Source organism: Chryseobacterium taeanense (assembly GCF_900099685.1).
Lineage (GTDB): Bacteria > Bacteroidota > Bacteroidia > Flavobacteriales > Weeksellaceae > Chryseobacterium > Chryseobacterium taeanense.
The window spans coordinates 1-16240 of record NZ_FNDW01000011.1; the positions used below are offsets into that span (position 1 = coordinate 1).

The 16240-nt window shown below is 34.5% G+C and carries 18 protein-coding genes; 6 read left to right on the plus strand and 12 right to left on the minus strand.

The genetic code is table 11. The annotated features are described in order from the left end of the window. Positions 1–179 precede the first annotated feature (179 nt). From BLR30_RS13860 to BLR30_RS13870, 3 genes are read right to left on the minus strand one after another with little or no spacing between them, the layout of a single operon-like run. Positions 180–626, minus strand: coding sequence for a KTSC domain-containing protein (locus BLR30_RS13860; protein WP_089860092.1), 447 nt, complete (start codon positions 624–626; stop codon positions 180–182). Between the two features lie 49 nt (positions 627–675). Next, positions 676–1524 carry a DUF7687 domain-containing protein gene (locus BLR30_RS13865; protein WP_228400774.1) on the minus strand — a complete coding sequence of 283 codons (849 nt, stop codon included), beginning with the start codon at positions 1522–1524 and terminating at the stop codon, positions 676–678. Continuing rightward, positions 1502–1813 carry a helix-turn-helix domain-containing protein gene (locus tag BLR30_RS13870; protein ID WP_228400775.1) on the minus strand — a complete coding sequence of 104 codons (312 nt, stop codon included), beginning with the start codon at positions 1811–1813 and terminating at the stop codon, positions 1502–1504. Before BLR30_RS13870 ends, BLR30_RS13865 begins: the two co-directional genes overlap by 23 nt. Positions 1814–1849: 36 nt before the next feature. On the opposite strand from BLR30_RS13870, the gene BLR30_RS13875 reads away from it, so the two are divergent. Next, complete coding sequence (locus BLR30_RS13875) at positions 1850–2728, plus strand: DNA adenine methylase (RefSeq protein WP_089860098.1); 879 nt, start codon at positions 1850–1852, stop codon at positions 2726–2728. Between the two features lie 84 nt (positions 2729–2812). Here BLR30_RS13875 and BLR30_RS13880 read toward each other — a convergent pair whose 3' ends face one another. Genes BLR30_RS13880 through BLR30_RS13895 form a run of 4 tightly spaced genes read right to left on the minus strand, consistent with a single transcriptional unit; the run spans position 2813 to position 5294 of the window. Continuing rightward, the gene (locus BLR30_RS13880) at positions 2813–3391 is read right to left on the minus strand and encodes a hypothetical protein (protein WP_089860100.1); all 579 of its coding nucleotides are present in this window, start codon (positions 3389–3391) and stop codon (positions 2813–2815) included. A 31-nt stretch (positions 3392–3422) separates the two neighbouring features. Continuing rightward, on the minus strand, positions 3423–4004 hold the full coding sequence (nudK, locus tag BLR30_RS13885) for a GDP-mannose pyrophosphatase NudK (protein ID WP_089860103.1): 582 nt from the start codon (positions 4002–4004) through the stop codon (positions 3423–3425). A gap of 18 nt (positions 4005–4022) precedes the next feature. Next, a complete protein-coding gene (locus tag BLR30_RS13890) occupies positions 4023–4928 on the minus strand; it encodes a TIGR01777 family oxidoreductase (protein ID WP_089860106.1) in 906 nt (301 codons plus the stop codon). Positions 4929–4949: 21 nt separating this feature from the next. After that, complete coding sequence (locus BLR30_RS13895; RefSeq protein WP_089860110.1) at positions 4950–5294, minus strand: hypothetical protein; 345 nt, start codon at positions 5292–5294, stop codon at positions 4950–4952. 243 nt (positions 5295–5537) lie between these two features. Here BLR30_RS13895 and BLR30_RS13900 point away from each other — a divergent pair, with 243 nt between their 5' ends. The 4 genes from BLR30_RS13900 (at position 5538) to BLR30_RS13915 (ending at position 9027) form a co-directional block, all read left to right on the plus strand. Next, a complete protein-coding gene (locus tag BLR30_RS13900; RefSeq protein ID WP_089860113.1) occupies positions 5538–5870 on the plus strand; it encodes a single-stranded DNA-binding protein in 333 nt (110 codons plus the stop codon). Next, a complete protein-coding gene (locus BLR30_RS13905) occupies positions 5842–6333 on the plus strand; it encodes an HRDC domain-containing protein (RefSeq protein WP_089860116.1) in 492 nt (163 codons plus the stop codon). Before BLR30_RS13900 ends, BLR30_RS13905 begins: the two co-directional genes overlap by 29 nt. Before the next feature lie 135 nt (positions 6334–6468). Then, a complete protein-coding gene (gene hisS / locus BLR30_RS13910) occupies positions 6469–7821 on the plus strand; it encodes a histidine--tRNA ligase (protein ID WP_089860120.1) in 1353 nt (450 codons plus the stop codon). Positions 7822–8229: 408 nt separating this feature from the next. Then, the gene (locus BLR30_RS13915) at positions 8230–9027 is read left to right on the plus strand and encodes a class I SAM-dependent methyltransferase (protein ID WP_089860122.1); all 798 of its coding nucleotides are present in this window, start codon (positions 8230–8232) and stop codon (positions 9025–9027) included. A 50-nt stretch (positions 9028–9077) separates the two neighbouring features. On the opposite strand, the gene BLR30_RS13920 is transcribed toward BLR30_RS13915, so the two are convergent. The 3 genes from BLR30_RS13920 to BLR30_RS13930 form a co-directional block, all read right to left on the minus strand. Continuing rightward, positions 9078–9335, minus strand: coding sequence for a YtxH domain-containing protein (locus tag BLR30_RS13920; protein WP_089860125.1), 258 nt, complete (start codon positions 9333–9335; stop codon positions 9078–9080). Between the two features lie 97 nt (positions 9336–9432). Next, on the minus strand, positions 9433–10275 hold the full coding sequence (locus BLR30_RS13925; RefSeq protein WP_089860128.1) for an isoaspartyl peptidase/L-asparaginase: 843 nt from the start codon (positions 10273–10275) through the stop codon (positions 9433–9435). A 68-nt stretch (positions 10276–10343) separates the two neighbouring features. Beyond that, on the minus strand, positions 10344–11234 hold the full coding sequence (locus tag BLR30_RS13930; RefSeq protein ID WP_089860131.1) for a cyanophycinase: 891 nt from the start codon (positions 11232–11234) through the stop codon (positions 10344–10346). 197 nt (positions 11235–11431) lie between these two features. Between BLR30_RS13930 and cphA the strand changes: the two genes are divergently transcribed. Next, complete coding sequence (gene cphA, locus BLR30_RS13935; protein WP_089860134.1) at positions 11432–14062, plus strand: cyanophycin synthetase; 2631 nt, start codon at positions 11432–11434, stop codon at positions 14060–14062. A 77-nt stretch (positions 14063–14139) separates the two neighbouring features. Here cphA and BLR30_RS13940 read toward each other — a convergent pair whose 3' ends face one another. After that, positions 14140–15321 carry a hypothetical protein gene (locus BLR30_RS13940; RefSeq protein WP_089860137.1) on the minus strand — a complete coding sequence of 394 codons (1182 nt, stop codon included), beginning with the start codon at positions 15319–15321 and terminating at the stop codon, positions 14140–14142. A 73-nt stretch (positions 15322–15394) separates the two neighbouring features. Next, positions 15395–16231 (minus strand): type 1 glutamine amidotransferase, encoded by an 837-nt coding sequence (locus BLR30_RS13945; protein WP_089860140.1) that lies wholly within the window; start codon positions 16229–16231, stop codon positions 15395–15397. Positions 16232–16240: the final 9 nt, after the last annotated feature.

The following is a 16240-nucleotide window of genomic DNA, read 5'->3' on the forward strand; positions in this document are numbered from 1 at the left end:
ATCGTTTAAATATTTGAATGTCAGAAACTTAAATATACGAATTATTGCTATTTTTTACAAAGTTTATCTCAATTATTATCCCGAACTCAGGTTAATTTATCAATGGCATTAATTGAAAAAAGTGGCTTTGAGAGACCCAGCCACTTTTTTAGTTTTAATAATTTAATATTTTGAAGCGATTAATCTGCCATTACTTCACCGGCCTTACGGTAAACAAAACTGCCGTAAATATGTCTTCTTGCAAAACGGCTTGGAGAATCCGCGTTCACCATTTTGATATACGTATTTCTCGGCACACCTAAGTACTCATAAATATTACCGTTTAGATGCTGAATGGTTAGAATTGATTTCTCCAGATAAAAATCCTGAATATTAGAAGTTGTCGTAGTTTCTGTATATTCTTCTTTGTATTTTTCCTGTGTTTCAGGATTTATGCTCACAAGAAAATGATAGGCTTCGATCACCGATTTACTTTTCTCTTCGGCTTCTGTTTTTCCTGCCTCATCATTGATAAATTTGTCAGGATGTGTATCTTTCATCACATTTCTGTAGATTGTTTTCAGTTCCTTTAATGTGACATTTTTATCCACCTCAAGAAGCTTTCTGTATTCACCTAATTTTTTCATATGGCTGTTGCTTATTTTGCGATGCAAAATTAGGGTTTTAAATTGAATATTAAACCTTCCATTCCATAACTAATTCTGGAATTCTAGAAATTACTTCTTTCCCAAATATTACTTCATCCACTAATCCCATATGCATTGAATCTATTAATCTGCACAAATAAGATCTCCCTTTCACCCACCATGTAAATTTATCATCTACAATTAAATAATGTTTAATTTCTATACCTAAGTTATTTTTAACTTCTAATAATTCCCACCCATCCAGCTGGGTTTCATAAACTCCGTCTGCAACTCTACTTCCAAAAGTTGTTGTATAATAATATTCTTTTATCTCCCAAACAGCTTTTGGATTTATTACACTGGGAAAAGCTCCATCTAATCTTCTGGATAATGTTCTTACAGGAAAGCCATTTTGTGTGATTGCTGTTAGCTCTTTAGGATCAAAATCACAATCAAAATCACCTTTGTATTTTGTAATGAGCATATTAACAATCCCTGTTAGATATGCAAAATCTCTTTTTTCGTCTTTTTGTTTATTATATGGCAATGGAGTAGAATGAGTAAAAGATTCTTTAATTGAATAAAATAATTCCTTAGCTTCATGCTTATCCATTAATAAATTCTGGACATTTTCTGATAATACTTCACTGCGGTAAATTATATACTCAATTATTATATTACCTAATTCAGTATACTCATTTTCTGAATTAATTAATTTACTATAATCAAGCCCTTCATCTATAAAAACTTTTTTTATATTATCTTTAGTGGGAATCACAAAGCCTCCTGCAGGATTTGTTTTATTAGGTTTTTTTGTATATCCTAATCTTTGGTTTAACAGTTTTATATTAGCCCAAAACTCTGGTGATTGATTTTTAAATTTTGCGTTCGGAATCATGGATTTTTTGTTCAAATTTTGATACGAATTCACTTAATGTTGTATTCATAGCCTCGACAATATTTTTTAATTCAATTAAATCTAATCTTCTTTCTCCGTTCTCAATTTTACTTATAAAAGATTGTGAAACATTTAATTTTTTTGCTAGTTCATTTTGAAGCAAATTATTTCCAACTCTCAAACTATAAAGAGTTTCTAATAATATTTTATATTCCTTAGTATAAATACTTTTGTTCATATCGCTAATGTATATCCTGAAAAAGGATATCCCAAAATAGGATTTTGACATATTTTTTGTTAGATTTGTAGAAATCATTATAAAATCATGCAACTAACATTAGATAGTAAATTTGCAACTTATATTCCACCAAAATCTCAATTACTTAAATGGGTTGGCAATAAACAAAAATTTGCAGGACAAATTAGTAGATTTTTTCCTGCTGATTTTAATACATTTTATGAACCTTTTTTAGGCAGTGGAGCTTTAATGGCAACCGTTAGTCCTAATAGAGGAGTCGGATCAGACATATATAAACCATTGATTGAGATTTGGCAGACATTGAAAGACAATCCTGAAGAATTGATAAGTTGGTATAAGACAAGAGTTGACAGATTAAACAATGAAAATAAGATTGATGTTTATAATGATATTTTAAATAGTTTTAACAAAAATAATAATGGTGCTGATTTTCTTTTTTTAACCAGAACATGCTATGGAGGTATAGTTAGGTTTAGAAAATCTGATGGATATATGAGCACACCTTGTGGGATTCATGATCCTATATCTTCAGAAACTTTTAGAAAAAGAGTAATTGAATGGAAATATCGAATGCGAAACGTTAATTTTATCAATTGTGATTATAAAGATATTTTTAATTCTGCTAAAGAAGGTGATTTAATTTATTGTGATCCTCCCTATACACATAGCCAAAGTATTTTATACGGAGCTCATGATTTTAATTTGATTGAACTATTCAATTCAATCAAAGAAGCTAAGGAAAAAGGTGTTTATGTTGCTTTAAGTATTGATGGGTCGAAAAAATCAGGAAACTATTTATGTGATTTACCAATTCCAGAAGGATTGTTTGAGCAAGAAATTCTAATTTCTTTAGGCTCATCAATGTTGCGTAGATTTCAGATGGAAGGTAAAACTCTAGAGGATGAAAAAGTTAAGGATAGATTGTTATTGACCTATTTGCTATAATAAAAACAGGAGCTATTTAGCTCCTGTTTTTATTTCTAATTTTTCAAAAATGAAATTTTAACCCCAATTATTTTAGAGAAACAACTATTCCGTCCTCTGATAAATATGTGTTACTTTCCCATTCTTAATAAAATCCTCTAAAGAAGTATTCTTAGTAGCATTTTTGTTTGTAAGTTCAATATAGTAAACCATTATATTTGGGAATTTTGGATCTTTGCAATATATCCTAAACCTCCTGACTGTTTCATCAGTGCTTAAAAAAGCAAGTTCGGAAGCGTTGCTGAATTTAATATTGTTGACTTCAAAGGCATTTTTCCAGTTTTTCTGTAGTTTGGCAAACCTTTTCTGTGTTCTGTCGCTGTCTTCATTTTCAAATTTGTCAATCTGAAACTCAGTCAAAAGTTGGGGATAAATCAATCCTTCCTGAAGAAGCAATTTGGTTATTTTATCCGATTTATCATAAAAGATAACCTTATCATCAAACTGAATCAGGTTGTCTTTTATTACAATATTTCCTGAAAACTTTTTATAGTTTTTCCTTTTGTAATCGTTTTTAAAATGCTCTATAACTGCCTTATCTTTAGATCCTGGTCTGTCTGTTTTTTGTGCAAAAGCAGGAACCGACAAAAATAATGAAAGAATGGCTGTATATAATAATTTCATAATCTTGAATGTATTTACTAGTAGTTTAGATTTAAAGAATATTTTTAATTCTGAGGTGTTGCAGCAGCATAATGGTTTTCGCATCTTTAATCTCTCCTGAATCGATCATTGCCAAAGCTTTATCAAAAGGAAGCTCCAAAACTTCGATATCTTCGCCTTCATCTTCAAGGCCTCCACCGTCTGCAATCTTCATTTCTTTTGAATACTCTGCGATAAAGAAGTGAAGAATTTCCGTAACAGAACCGGGAGACATATAGGCTTCAAAAATCTTTTCTACTTTCGATATTTTATAGCCTGTTTCTTCTTCTGTTTCTCTTTTGATACAGTCTTCAGGGTTGTCATTGTCTAGCAATCCCGCACATGATTCGATCATCATTCCCGTTTCGTTTCCGTTAATAAACGTAGGCAATCTGAACTGCCTTGTCAATATTACATTTCCCGAACTTTTATCGTATAACATAATAGTGGCACCGTTTCCTCTGTCATACGCTTCACGGGATTGCTGTTCAAAACTTCCGTCTTTTTTAAGGATATTGAACGTTATTTTCTTTAGGATATACCAATTGTCTGATAATATTTCTGTTTTCTCTATCTGAACGTTTGTATTTTGCATTAATTGTAAATATTGTGATTATTTTTTTAATAAATTTTCTAAAGCTATCTTTAAATCAGGGAATTCAAAATGAAAACCTGCTTTCTGAATTTTATCGGCTGAAGCTCTGGAACCTTCAAGCAAGGCATCAGCCAGTTCACCAAAAATAAATTTTAAAACAAAAGCCGGAACATTCGGCATAAATAAAGGTTTATCCAAAACTCCGGCAATTTTTTCTGTTAAATTTTTATTTGTTGTATGTTGTGGTGCAACAGCGTTGAACGCTCCGTCTACAGAAGAATTTTGTAAAGCGAACTCATAGATTGAACAAATATCTTTGATATGAATCCAGGGCATATATTGTTTACCGCTTCCAAGTGCTGAACCAATCCCCATTTTGATAGTCGGAAGCATCTTCTTTAATGCACCTTCCTTATCTGAAAGCACCACCGCTGTACGAATCTTTACCACTCTTTCAGCGAGATGTTGTTCCTTAAACTGATCGGCAGCACGTTCCCAAAGAACGACTACTTCACTCAGAAAATCATTTCCCGGAGCATCATTCTCGTTAAAGATTTTGTCTGTGGTTTTTGTTCCGTAGTAATTTATACCGGAAGCAGAAATAAAGGATTTTAATCTGATATTCTTCTTTCTTAAAGTTTGTAAAAGTAAGTCGGCAGAATCAACTCTGCTGGAAATCAGTTCTTTTTTTCGCTCATCTGTCCAGCGTTTTTCTGAGATATTGGCTCCTGCCAGATGGATAATATGAGAAATTCCTTCAAATGCTTTTTCATCTATGGTTTTTTCATTGATATTCCATTCAAATTCATTTTCGTGCTTTTTTTCTCGGGTTAAAAAGCGAACAATATAGTTTTTTTTAAGAATTTCGGAGAGTTCACGGGCAATAAGTCCGCTGGCACCTGTGATGAGTACGATTTCTTTCATTTAATATATTCCATTTAGATTTTATGAATTATTTCTGACGATCAAAACAAAATTATCATCTAAAAGTTTATAGCCATAATCGTATATAAATTTATATTCTGAACCATTTTTATAAACTTTCAGATTCGTAAAATAATCAAAATCAAAACCTAAGCCATCAAGTTTTGAACGGGCAATTTTTGTTTTACCGTCAACATTTGTCTCTGCCAGAATTCTGTAATTTTTGCGGAGTTTGTTGTTTACATTCCGCATCAGATTGTTGGAATCCTTATTCTGTTTGTTGTTATAGGCATTACGGCAGGCATCGTTACAAAACTTTTTGTCAGATCTACCGATGATTTTTTCGCCACATTCAAGACAATTCATAATTTTATTTTTTCAGTTTGTGTGAAAGAATTTTTTCCTTTAACAGCAGCTTTAGCTGGTGTTTAGGTTGTAATTCTCATATTTAATCAAAGATACATAATTATCCGTTTTCAAACGACTACAAACGAACTTAAATAATTTTTTACCGATTTGAAATTCAGAATACCGCAATCTTTGCAACAGAGATTTGAGAAAACAGTGAGCGTCTCTGATCTGAAATATTAATCTTAAAAATTTTAAACAATGTCACTAAGAAACAAAGTAACACTTATTGGTCACACAGGAAAAGAAGTTGAAATGGTAAACTTCGAAAACGGTAATGCAAAAGCAACGGTATCACTTGCTACCAAAGATTATTATACCAATGCAAAAGGTGAAAAGGTAGAAGAAACGCAATGGCATAATCTTATTGCTTTTGGAAAAGCGGCGGAGATCTTTCAGAAATATGTTACAAAAGGAAAGGAAATCGCTATTGAAGGTAAGCTAACGTACAGATCATATGATGATAAAGACGGTGTGAAAAGATATATTACGGAAATAAGAGTGGATGAAATTCTACTTCTCGGAGGTAAATAAAAGCACAAATGATGAAAGTAAAGTTTTTAAAATCAGGCTGGATAAGGGATTTTTACATGAAGATCAAAGAACACTTGATGATTTTCTCGAATCCCATCAGATTGTAAAAGTAGAAACGGCTTTTGTAAATGATGAAAGTTACTGGTCGGTCATTTTATATTTTGATGAATTGAAATTGAGTAAAAGTTCTGTAAAAGAATCAAAGCACGCAAAATATGTATCTGAAAATGATTTCCTCAACTCCGATGAAGAGAAAATCCTTGATGCTCTTAAAGACTGGCGATCTGAAAAAGCAAAGGAACAGAATCTCCCAAGCTATTTTATTGCAACAAATAAAGAACTGATCTCTGTGGCAAAATACAAACCTGCCAGGAAAGAAGAATTGCTGGATATCAAAGGATTTGGTAAACATAAAATAGAAAATTATGGAGAAGAGATCCTTGAAATTTTAGAAAGTATTTGAAACTTTACAACAAAACACAACTGATGAAAAATCATGAGCTGAAGAAGTTTCTTCGGCTTTTGATTTGGCTAAAAGTCAGTTCAAATCCTTATTTTTGCAAGACTTATACATTAATCATCATTTATCAATTATAAAATGAAACCAGGTTTAGCAAAAGGGACGAGAGATTTTACAGCATTAGAAGTTGCAAGAAGAAGATTTATCATCAATACTTTACAGAAAAACTTCGAATTATTTGGGTTCCAGCCATTGGAAACACCAAGCTTTGAAAATCTTTCTACATTAACAGGGAAATACGGAGAGGAAGGTGACCGTCTGATTTTTAAGATTCTTAATTCAGGAGATTATACTTCAAAAGTAAATCAGGAAGACTGGGAAAACAGAAATCATCAGAAATTAACCTCACAAATTTCAGATAAAGCCCTTCGTTACGATCTTACCGTGCCTTTTGCAAGATTCGTGGCGATGAACCACAATCAGCTTACTTTTCCTTTTAAAAGATATCAGATCCAGCCGGTTTGGAGAGCAGATCGTCCTCAGAAAGGAAGATTCAGAGAGTTTTATCAGTGTGATGCTGATGTAGTGGGAAGTGAGAGTCTTTTGCAGGAAGTCGATTTGGTTCAGTTATATCTAAAATCATTTGCAGAGCTTGGGGTTTCTGTAACAATTCATATCAATAACCGTAAAATACTTTCCGGTCTTGCCGAGTATGCAGGAATTACCGATAAGCTTATCGATTTCACCGTAGCTTTGGATAAGCTGGATAAAATAGGAAAAGAGGGTGTGGTGAAGGAATTATTGGAAAGAGGAATTGCTCAGGAATCTATTGATAAACTAGATTTCCTTTTTACCCAATCAGAAGATGCATTGGAAAATCTTCTGCAACTGAAAGAGAAGTTTTCAGGGAATGAAACAGGATTAAAAGGGGTAGAAGAGTTAGAATTTGTAATCACTCAGTCGTTAAATTTAGGCATTGATATTCAAAATCTGGTATTTGACATTACCTTAGCGAGAGGACTGGATTATTACACGGGAGCGATCTTTGAAGTAAAATCCGATGAGGTTCAGATGGGCTCAATCGGTGGAGGTGGTAGATATGATAACCTTACCGAAGTTTTTGGAGTTAAAAATATTCCGGGAATTGGGATTTCTTTTGGTCTGGACAGGATTTATCTTGTGATGGAAGAATTAGGTTTATTCCCTGAAGAAGCTACTTCAAAAGTAGAATTTTTGTTTGCTAACTTCGGAGGTGATGAAACGCTGGAAGCTTTAAAATTAATCAAGCAATTAAGAGAAAAAGGAATTTCTGCCGAGCTGTATCCTGAATCTGCGAAGATTGGAAAGCAGTTTACCTACGCTGAGAAAAAAGGAATTAAAAATCTTGTTTTCCTTGGTGAAGAAGAAATTAAAAACGGAACTATTACTTATAAAGATCTTGAAGCCGGAGAGCAGAAAACAGTTTCCTTGGAAGAATTTTTAAACAAATAATATTGCTTCGCATCAAAGGAATATTTTTTACATCGTGCCAATGTAAAATCAACTTGTAAAAAAGTAAACTTATATTGCAAGAATGTAACCTTACAATGCGAAAAAGTAACTTTATATCGTGCCAATGTAAAACCAGCTCATAAAAAAGTAAACTTATATTGCAAGAATGTAACCTTACAACGTGAAAAAGTAACTTTATATCGTGACAATGTAAAACCAACTCGTAAAAAAGTAAACTTATATTGCAAGAATGTAACCTTACAATGCGAAAAAGTAACTTAATTTCGTGTCAATGTAAAAACAACTCGTAAAAAAGTAAGCTTACATCGAAACAATATTTAAAAAATCTTTTTCAATATTTTTACCTGAAGGTAATTATAATTATATTTTTAGATATAAATATCAGCCATGGAAAACTATTTAGAAATTAACAGAAACTCCTGGAATGCTAAAGTGGAGACTCATCTGAAATCGGATTTTTACTTTGTAGATGAATTTCTGAAAGGCAGGACTTCACTTAATTCTATCGAATTGGAGCTTCTGGGAGACATAAAAGATAAAAAGATTCTGCACCTGCAATGCCATTTCGGGCAGGATTCTATTTCTCTTTCCCGGCTTGGGGCTCAGGTTACAGGAATTGACCTGTCGGATAGAGCAATCGCTGCAGCAGAAGAACTGGCACAGAAATGTGGAACTGATACTCAATTTATCTGTACAGATTTGTATAATCTTCCTAACGTTCTTAATGAGCAGTTTGATATTGTCTTTACCAGCTACGGAACGATAGGCTGGCTTCCAGATCTTGATCGGTGGGCAAAAGTCATTTCACAATTTCTAAAACCTGAAGGAAAATTCATTATGGCAGAATTTCATCCTGTAGTATGGATGTTTGATGATGATTTTGAAGGTGTGAAGTATAATTATTTTAATGAAAAAGCCATTGTTGAAACGTATGAAGGCACTTATGCAGATCAATCTGCGGACATTGTCCAAGAATATGTGATGTGGAATCATTCGCTGGCAGAAGTTATTCAGAGTTTGATTAATAACGGAATCGATATCCATCAGTTTAAGGAATATGACTGGTCGCCGTATCCATGTTTCAGACATGTGGAGGAATTTGAAAAAGGAAAATGGAGGATTTCGAAATTTGGGAATAAAATTCCATTGGTATTTGCCGTAGAAGCACAAAAAAAGTCATCGTAGTTTTTTATTACGATGACTTTCTAAATATATGAATGTTAAAATAACTAGTCTTAGTTTACAGATTCCTGTACGTTATTTACAGTATCCTGTGCCTTGTTTTTAAATTCATTAGCTTTATCCTGAACTTGGGAAGCAACATTGTTTGCTCTGTCCTTAATATCATTTCCCCATTTGTTTAGGTTATCCTTTGCTGTATTAAATTTATCTTTTACCATTTGTTTTTCTTCAGCGCTTGAATTTTTGTATTTCCAATAGGCTAAAGCTCCTAAACCGACTAATGCTAATAAACCTTTTGTCTTATTTCCCATGATTTCTATTTTTTAAATGTTAATATTAAATTTGTTGTTAATAATCATGTAAAATACGTGCCAAAAAAAATATCAGAAGTATAAAATAATGTTAAATTTAATTGAAAGTTTCTAAAATATTTCCGTCAAAACTTGCAAAAACCATAGTAGGATACGAGTCTTGGTGAAAAATATTTCCATTTTTATCAATCGCGATTGCTCCTGCAAATCCGTCAATGGATTTCAGTTCTTCAAAAGTTTTATCAAAAGCTTTTTCAATGGACATACCATCGGTAACTCTTGTTACTATTTTTGTAGCTGTAGCGTTGCTTACAATATCTTCACCAACTCCTGTACAGCTTACGGCACAGAAAGAATTGGCATAATTTCCGGCTACTGTCGCCGAATCGGAAATTCTTCCCGGGATTTCAAATCCTTTTCCTCCTGTGGATGTAGCAACTGCTAATTTGCCTTGCTTGTCAAGAACCACACATCCAACAGTTCCTTTTCCACCGTTCTTCAATTTTAATTCGTATTCTTCTCTTCTTTTTGGAATTTCAGTGGAAAAGTTTTCAAAGCCATGTTCTGAGGCGTATTTTTTAGCTCCGCTTCCGCCTAAGACTCTGTCGTCTTCTTTCATCAGCTCTTTTGCCACAAAAACCGGATTTTTTACATCCTGTATATTGATAACACCGCTCATTTTCTGGGTTCCACCATCCATAATGGCAGCACTCATCCTGATAACGCCGTCACTTTGAATCTGGGAACCTATACCTGCATTGTACAGCTCATCATCTTCAAGTAAAGAAACTGCAAAAGCTACGGTGTCAAAAGCAGAATTATTCTGTAAAAATTCAAAGGCTTTTTTTACAATACTTTTCAAAGATTCCTGCTTGGCAGTTTTTACTTCATGGCTCTGATCGCTTTCCGAGAAAAATCCGCCGTGGATGATTATTTTCATATACTATTTTTGATTATTGGATATGTTTTCTGATAATGTGATTGATAATTTTAACAGACAATCATCATTTATTTGTCTTGAGGAACAGGATTGAATTGAGAATTTTCGATCGTCAGTGTTTTCGTGGTAAGATCATAATGATCGTTCATCGACATCACGTGGACGGTAAGATTATCAATAGAAATAGGTTCTCCGAGATTGATGTTGGTAAGATTGGTGTCTTTAATAAACCTTCCGTCCACAAGGATCACAAGCCCGGAACCTACGGCAGTCATTACATCATTATGAATGAAAAGCCCTGTATCTTCCCCCAAGCCTATTCCCAGCGTTCTCGGATTGCTTACTACAGCCTGAAAAAGCCTGCCGATTCTTCCTCTCTGTACGAAATGCGTATCGATAATAACATTATCAATTAAACCTAAACCTTGTGTAGTTTTTATTTCACCTTTAAGCAATGCTTCGGAGCTGCTTCCCTGGTAAATCATATTTTCGGAAGCGGCAGCTGCGCCTGCAGAAGTTCCTGAATAGATAAAATCCTGTTCCTGATATTTCAGTAAAATGGTATCATGAAATCTTGTTCCGCCAAGAATGGATGTCAGCCTCAACTGATCTCCTCCTGTGAACATAACAACATCGGCAGCATTTGCCCTTGCGACAATTGCATCAGAATTGGCTTCTTCACGGTTATGAATATCAAGTATATTGACGTTTTTTGCTCCTAAGAACTCAAAAGCTTTTTTATATTCGGCACCTACGATCTGAGGAATCTGTGAGGCTGTCGTAATGATTTCTATAATAGAATCTTCCTTATGTTTAGATTCGTTAATGATTTTTCTAAGAATTCCTCGTTCAAAAAAATTCAGGTTTTTTTCTATATTCTGATCAAAATCGGTTTCGGCAAAACTACCTTTGTTAACAGCACCACCGATTACAATTAATTTTCCAACAGGTTTCGTCATAGCATGCAAATTTAAAAAAATTATTAACAGTTGAAAAAATCTCAGGTCATAAAATTGATTTTGAGGATTTTAGAATGATAAACAAACCTTGCTTATTTTTAATAAATATTCAAACGTGGTATAGTTTTGTTTAGGGTTTTGCATTATCTTTGATTTTAATTGCAGTTATTGTTAACGAGTAAAAATGCAAATAGACTATGAAAATTGAAAAAATACAGGCATTGCGCGGCCCGAATATTTGGAGTATCAGACGAAAGAAGCTGATACAGATGAGGTTGGATCTGGAAGAAATGGAAAATTTCCCTACCAATAAAATCGATGGATTTAGAGAAAGAATAGAAAAACTGATACCATCTTTATTCTCTCACAGGTGTTCTGAAGGAGTAGAAGGTGGTTTCTTTCACCGTATAGAAACAGGAACATGGATGGGACATGTGATTGAGCACATCGCGCTGGAGATCCAGACTTTGGCAGGTATGGACGTGGGCTTCGGGAGAACAAGGGAGACAAAAACTCCGGGAGTTTATAATGTCGTATTTAATTATATTGAAGAAAACGCAGGAATTTATGCAGCGGAAGAATCTGTGAGAATCGCTGAAGCTTTGATTAATGGAGAAGAGTACGATTTGAATGCATGTATTCAGACACTGAAAGAAATCCGCGAAACAGTGCGCCTTGGTCCTTCAACAGGAAGCATTGTTGAAGAAGCCGTTTCCAGAAGAATTCCGTGGATACGTTTAGGGACAAATTCTTTGGTACAGCTTGGTTATGGAGTCAATCAACAGAGATTCCAGGCAACGATTACCGGGAAGACAAGTTCTATTGCCGTAGATATTGCGTGTAATAAAGAGTTGACAAAAAGAATGCTGCATGATGCTGCGATACCCGTACCCATCGGTGATCTGATAATGGATGAAGAAGGTCTCGACAGTGTTGTGAGAAAAATAGGATATCCTGTTGTAATCAAGCCTTTAGATGGAAATCATGGGAAAGGTTCTTCTATTAATGTCAATGATTGGCAATCTGCAAAAACAGGACTGGAACATGCTCTGAAATATTCTAAAAAAGTTATCGTTGAAAAGTATATTACGGGCTACGATTTCAGAGTTTTGGTCATCAATAATAAAATGGTGGCTGCTGCCAGAAGAGTTCCGGCTCATGTTGTGGGCGATGGTGAGCTGAATCTTGAACAATTAATCGAAAAAGAAAATAATGATCCCAGAAGAGGATATGGCCACGAAAATGTTTTGACGGAAATTCAGGTTGATAAAGATACTACCGAGCTTCTTGAAAAAATGAATTATACACTGGAAACAATTCCTCAGAAAGGAGAAGTGGTTTATTTAAAATCAACAGCCAATCTTTCAACCGGCGGAACGTCGATTGACGTGACGGATATGGTTCATCCCGAAAATATTACAATGGCTGAAAGAATATCAAAAATCATCGGGCTTGATGTTTGCGGAATTGATATTATGGCTGAAAACCTTACGCAACCGCTGAAAGAAAGCGGGGGTGCCATCATTGAAGTTAATGCTGCACCTGGTTTCAGAATGCATTTGGCTCCAAGTGAGGGGCTTCCGAGAAATGTTGCGGCTCCTGTAGTTGATATGCTTTATCCGCAAGGAAAACCTTTCACTATTCCAATTATTGCAGTGACAGGAACTAATGGAAAAACAACCACTACCAGACTGATTTCTCATATTGTTAAAAGTAATGGTTACAGAGTTGGTTTCACAACTTCTGATGGAATTTATATTCAGAATACGATGTTGACAAAAGGTGATACCACGGGGCCTCTTTCAGCAGAATTTGTATTGAAAGATCCAACGGTAGAGTTTGCTGTTCTGGAAACTGCAAGAGGCGGAATTTTACGCTCAGGATTAGGTTTTTCTCAATGCGACATTGGTGTTTTAACTAACATTAGAGAAGATCATTTGGGATTGAATGATATTCATAATCTAAAAGATCTTACGAAAGTAAAAAGAGTGGTTCTGGATAGCGTTAAAAAGAATGGATGGAGTGTAATGAATGCCGATGACGAATATTCTATGCGAATTGTGAACGATCTTCATTGCAATGTAGCGATTTTCAGTATGGATGAAAATAATCCGCACATGAAGAAATTTGCCAAAGAAGGCAAAATCACCTGTGTTTATGAAGAAGGTTTTGTAACGATTAAAAAAGGTGACTGGAAGATCAGGATCGGAAAGGCAAAAGATTTTCCAATCACGATGGAGGGTAAGGCCAGATTCATGATTGAAAATGTGTTGGCGGCAAGTTTGGCAAGTTATCTTCAAGGGTTTGAAATTGAAGATATTTCGAATTCATTAAGAACTTTTCTGCCTAGTGCACAGCTTACCCCCGGAAGACTTAATGTTTTTAAGTTCAAAAATTTTAAAGTTTTAATTGATTTTGCTCATAATCCTGCAGGCTATGAAGCGATTGAAGATTATCTTAAAAATGTAGAAGCCACGAAAAAAATAGGCATTATTTCGGGAGTCGGAGACAGAAGAGATAACGACATCAGAGAGTGCGGGAAAATTGCAGGAAGAATGTTCGATCACATTATTATCCGAAACGAAAAGCATCTTCGCGGAAGAACGGAAGAGGAAATAAACGGGTTGATTATTGAAGGAATGCAGAATTCTGGAAAAGATGTAAGTTATGAAACGATTCCTAAAGAAATAGATGCCCTGAAACATGCCATGGGAATGGCGGAAGAAGGTACTTTTATTACCGCTTTAAGTGATGTTATTTCCAATGCTATTGATCTTGTACAGGAATATCAGGCGAGAGAGTTGCTTGAGGATGATAAGATTTTATAATGATATTTAAAAAGTTTCGGCGGCACCAAAGGTGCCGCCGAAACTAATTTTAAAATTATAACTTCAATATAGAATTATTATTCCGCAAAAAAAGCATTGGAACTTCCGATCCAAATCGCATCTTTCTTATTAAAATCTACATTTACCATATCAGCTTTGGTCATTCTTGCGAGATTTTCCAGTAGAATAGGGGGTTCATCATTTTCTCTCCAAATATACAGCAAACGAATTTCACCTTTTGAGAAATCTCCGTTAATGTCTTCAAAAACAGGTTCGTAATTTACTTTTCTCTGTAAAATGTAGTTTTCTTTATCTTTAATTACATCCGTAATTTCTTTTGTCGGATTTAAATTAACGCCGCTTCCCGCAAAGGAAAACAATGGTTTCAGAACAAAATTTTCAAGGTTTTCATTTTCCGGAAATTCATGCAGGAAATAACTTTTTGGCACGAACTGATGCTGTAAAAGAGGCAACAAGAATTTGGAGATTTTAAAAAACCAATTGGGATGTGTAACCCATTTTACATCGACATCTTCACGGAAATCGAATTCTGTTTTCAGATCCAGGATTCTGTCTAATTCATCGAAAATAACACGGTTGTAAATTCTTTTGATCTCGGTTAATTTTCCTTCGTTTTCGTAAAATAATTTTTTACCCTCTTTTTTTAATTTGGTTAAACAAACCGTTTTTATGCCTAATAATTTCTCAGTCAGTACAAAATCAATGGCTGTTTTCTGTTTTTCGGGATAGATTTCCAGGAGAATAACGTTTTCAGGATCTTCATTGCCAAGAATTAAATCTTTCATATAATTTTTGAATTCTTCGTGCGGCATTTTATTCCTGATTTCGGATAAAAAAGGATACACTTCACAAAAAGTGTCTTCAAAAACTTTCTGAAAAGCATACAGAGAAGGGAAGGCTTGAAGCTCAATCAGCTGTGGTTCAATTTCTCCATTTTCACTTCTGCAGATTCCGAAATCAATGGTTAAAAAATGGGGTTTATCGGTGTGTCCCGGAACGTAGCAGTTGTCGGGAACTGCCTTTCGTAACAGGTCGGGAGATAAAGTTTTGATCTGGTCAATAATGCTTTCGCTGGCATCAATTAATTTAGACTCAAATTCTTTTTTAAGGAAAATAGGACTTTCAGAAACTCTGAATGCAGGTTCAAGTCCGCTTTTTTGTTTTAAATATTCTTTCAGCAGGCTATACTTTTCCTGTGAAAAATCCTGATTAAACTGTTGTCTGTATTTTGGAATCATAAATCTTTTTCTTTGTGAGTTAAAAAATCGGACAGTCCAGCCCGATTATATATTTATTATCGAAAAGTATCTCTTACATCAAAACATTGGTTCTGCTAACAATATTCTGTTTTGCGAAGTCCAGAAACCGTGGTAAAATCTGAGCCTGTGTAAGAATGATTTTATCCTCATCATCAATTCTGTCAATGGTTTCAAGATATTTTTCCATCCCGAAATTTTCGATCATCGCTTCTTTATTTTTTTCATCTTTGAGATTTTCCATCATTCCTTCAGGATTGGCTTCCGGATGAAACTGAGTCCCGAAAATCTCTTCAGAAAAACGAACAGCCATTATCGCTCTTTCAAGGTCAATATGAGGTCGGAATTTTTCAATCGCTGTGATTTTCATGCCTAGTTCTTCAAACCTTTTATAATCCGGTTCAATAAACTGAAAAGCTCTTGAATCTACTGCATAAAATGGATCTGGCAGATTTTTAAATAAAAATTCCTGCTCGCCTTCTTCGGTTTTGTGAACCGGCATCACGCCGAAGGAATAAGATTTCCGTTTATTGATTGTCCCGAGTTTCCAGTGAATGCTTGCCAGCTGGAAAGAATGACAGATCAGGAATAAATACTTTTTATTTGAATGAGATTGATTATGCTCAAAAATATTATCTAAAAATCGGGCAAATTTATCTTCCCATTCCAAGCCTTTCCTATGCGGATCTCCTGGACCTCCGGAAGAAATAAATATGTCGAAATCTTCAATTTCCGGAATTTCATTTTTAAACCTTACATCAAATGTTTTGATGGTTACATTTTCCCCCACATAACGCCGCTGAAAAGTTTCCGAGATTTCTTTTATATTTTTAAATCCCTGATTCACTTTATTATTGTTCATGTCCAGCAAAGCGATTCGAATGTCCTTCATACTACTTGA

Excerpts from the sequence above, each read along its gene's own strand:
- BLR30_RS13860 (WP_089860092.1), bottom strand. The coding sequence starts at position 626 with ATGAAAAAATTAGGTGAATACAGAAAGCTTCTTGAGGTGGATAAAAAT.
- cphA (WP_089860134.1), top strand. The coding sequence starts at position 11,432 with ATGAAAATTGAAAAAATACAGGCATTGCGCGGCCCGAATATTTGGAGT.
- BLR30_RS13880 (WP_089860100.1), bottom strand. The coding sequence starts at position 3,391 with ATGAAATTATTATATACAGCCATTCTTTCATTATTTTTGTCGGTTCCT.
- hisS (WP_089860120.1), top strand. The coding sequence starts at position 6,469 with ATGAAACCAGGTTTAGCAAAAGGGACGAGAGATTTTACAGCATTAGAA.
- BLR30_RS13895 (WP_089860110.1), bottom strand. The coding sequence starts at position 5,294 with ATGAATTGTCTTGAATGTGGCGAAAAAATCATCGGTAGATCTGACAAA.
- BLR30_RS13945 (WP_089860140.1), bottom strand. The coding sequence starts at position 16,231 with ATGAAGGACATTCGAATCGCTTTGCTGGACATGAACAATAATAAAGTG.
- BLR30_RS13920 (WP_089860125.1), bottom strand. The coding sequence starts at position 9,335 with ATGGGAAATAAGACAAAAGGTTTATTAGCATTAGTCGGTTTAGGAGCT.
- BLR30_RS13870 (WP_228400775.1), bottom strand. The coding sequence starts at position 1,813 with ATGTCAAAATCCTATTTTGGGATATCCTTTTTCAGGATATACATTAGC.
- BLR30_RS13865 (WP_228400774.1), bottom strand. The coding sequence starts at position 1,524 with ATGATTCCGAACGCAAAATTTAAAAATCAATCACCAGAGTTTTGGGCT.
- BLR30_RS13900 (WP_089860113.1), top strand. The coding sequence starts at position 5,538 with ATGTCACTAAGAAACAAAGTAACACTTATTGGTCACACAGGAAAAGAA.
- BLR30_RS13890 (WP_089860106.1), bottom strand. The coding sequence starts at position 4,928 with ATGAAAGAAATCGTACTCATCACAGGTGCCAGCGGACTTATTGCCCGT.
- BLR30_RS13940 (WP_089860137.1), bottom strand. The coding sequence starts at position 15,321 with ATGATTCCAAAATACAGACAACAGTTTAATCAGGATTTTTCACAGGAA.
- BLR30_RS13915 (WP_089860122.1), top strand. The coding sequence starts at position 8,230 with ATGGAAAACTATTTAGAAATTAACAGAAACTCCTGGAATGCTAAAGTG.
- BLR30_RS13930 (WP_089860131.1), bottom strand. The coding sequence starts at position 11,234 with ATGACGAAACCTGTTGGAAAATTAATTGTAATCGGTGGTGCTGTTAAC.
- BLR30_RS13875 (WP_089860098.1), top strand. The coding sequence starts at position 1,850 with ATGCAACTAACATTAGATAGTAAATTTGCAACTTATATTCCACCAAAA.
- BLR30_RS13905 (WP_089860116.1), top strand. The coding sequence starts at position 5,842 with ATGAAATTCTACTTCTCGGAGGTAAATAAAAGCACAAATGATGAAAGT.
- BLR30_RS13925 (WP_089860128.1), bottom strand. The coding sequence starts at position 10,275 with ATGAAAATAATCATCCACGGCGGATTTTTCTCGGAAAGCGATCAGAGC.
- nudK (WP_089860103.1), bottom strand. The coding sequence starts at position 4,004 with ATGCAAAATACAAACGTTCAGATAGAGAAAACAGAAATATTATCAGAC.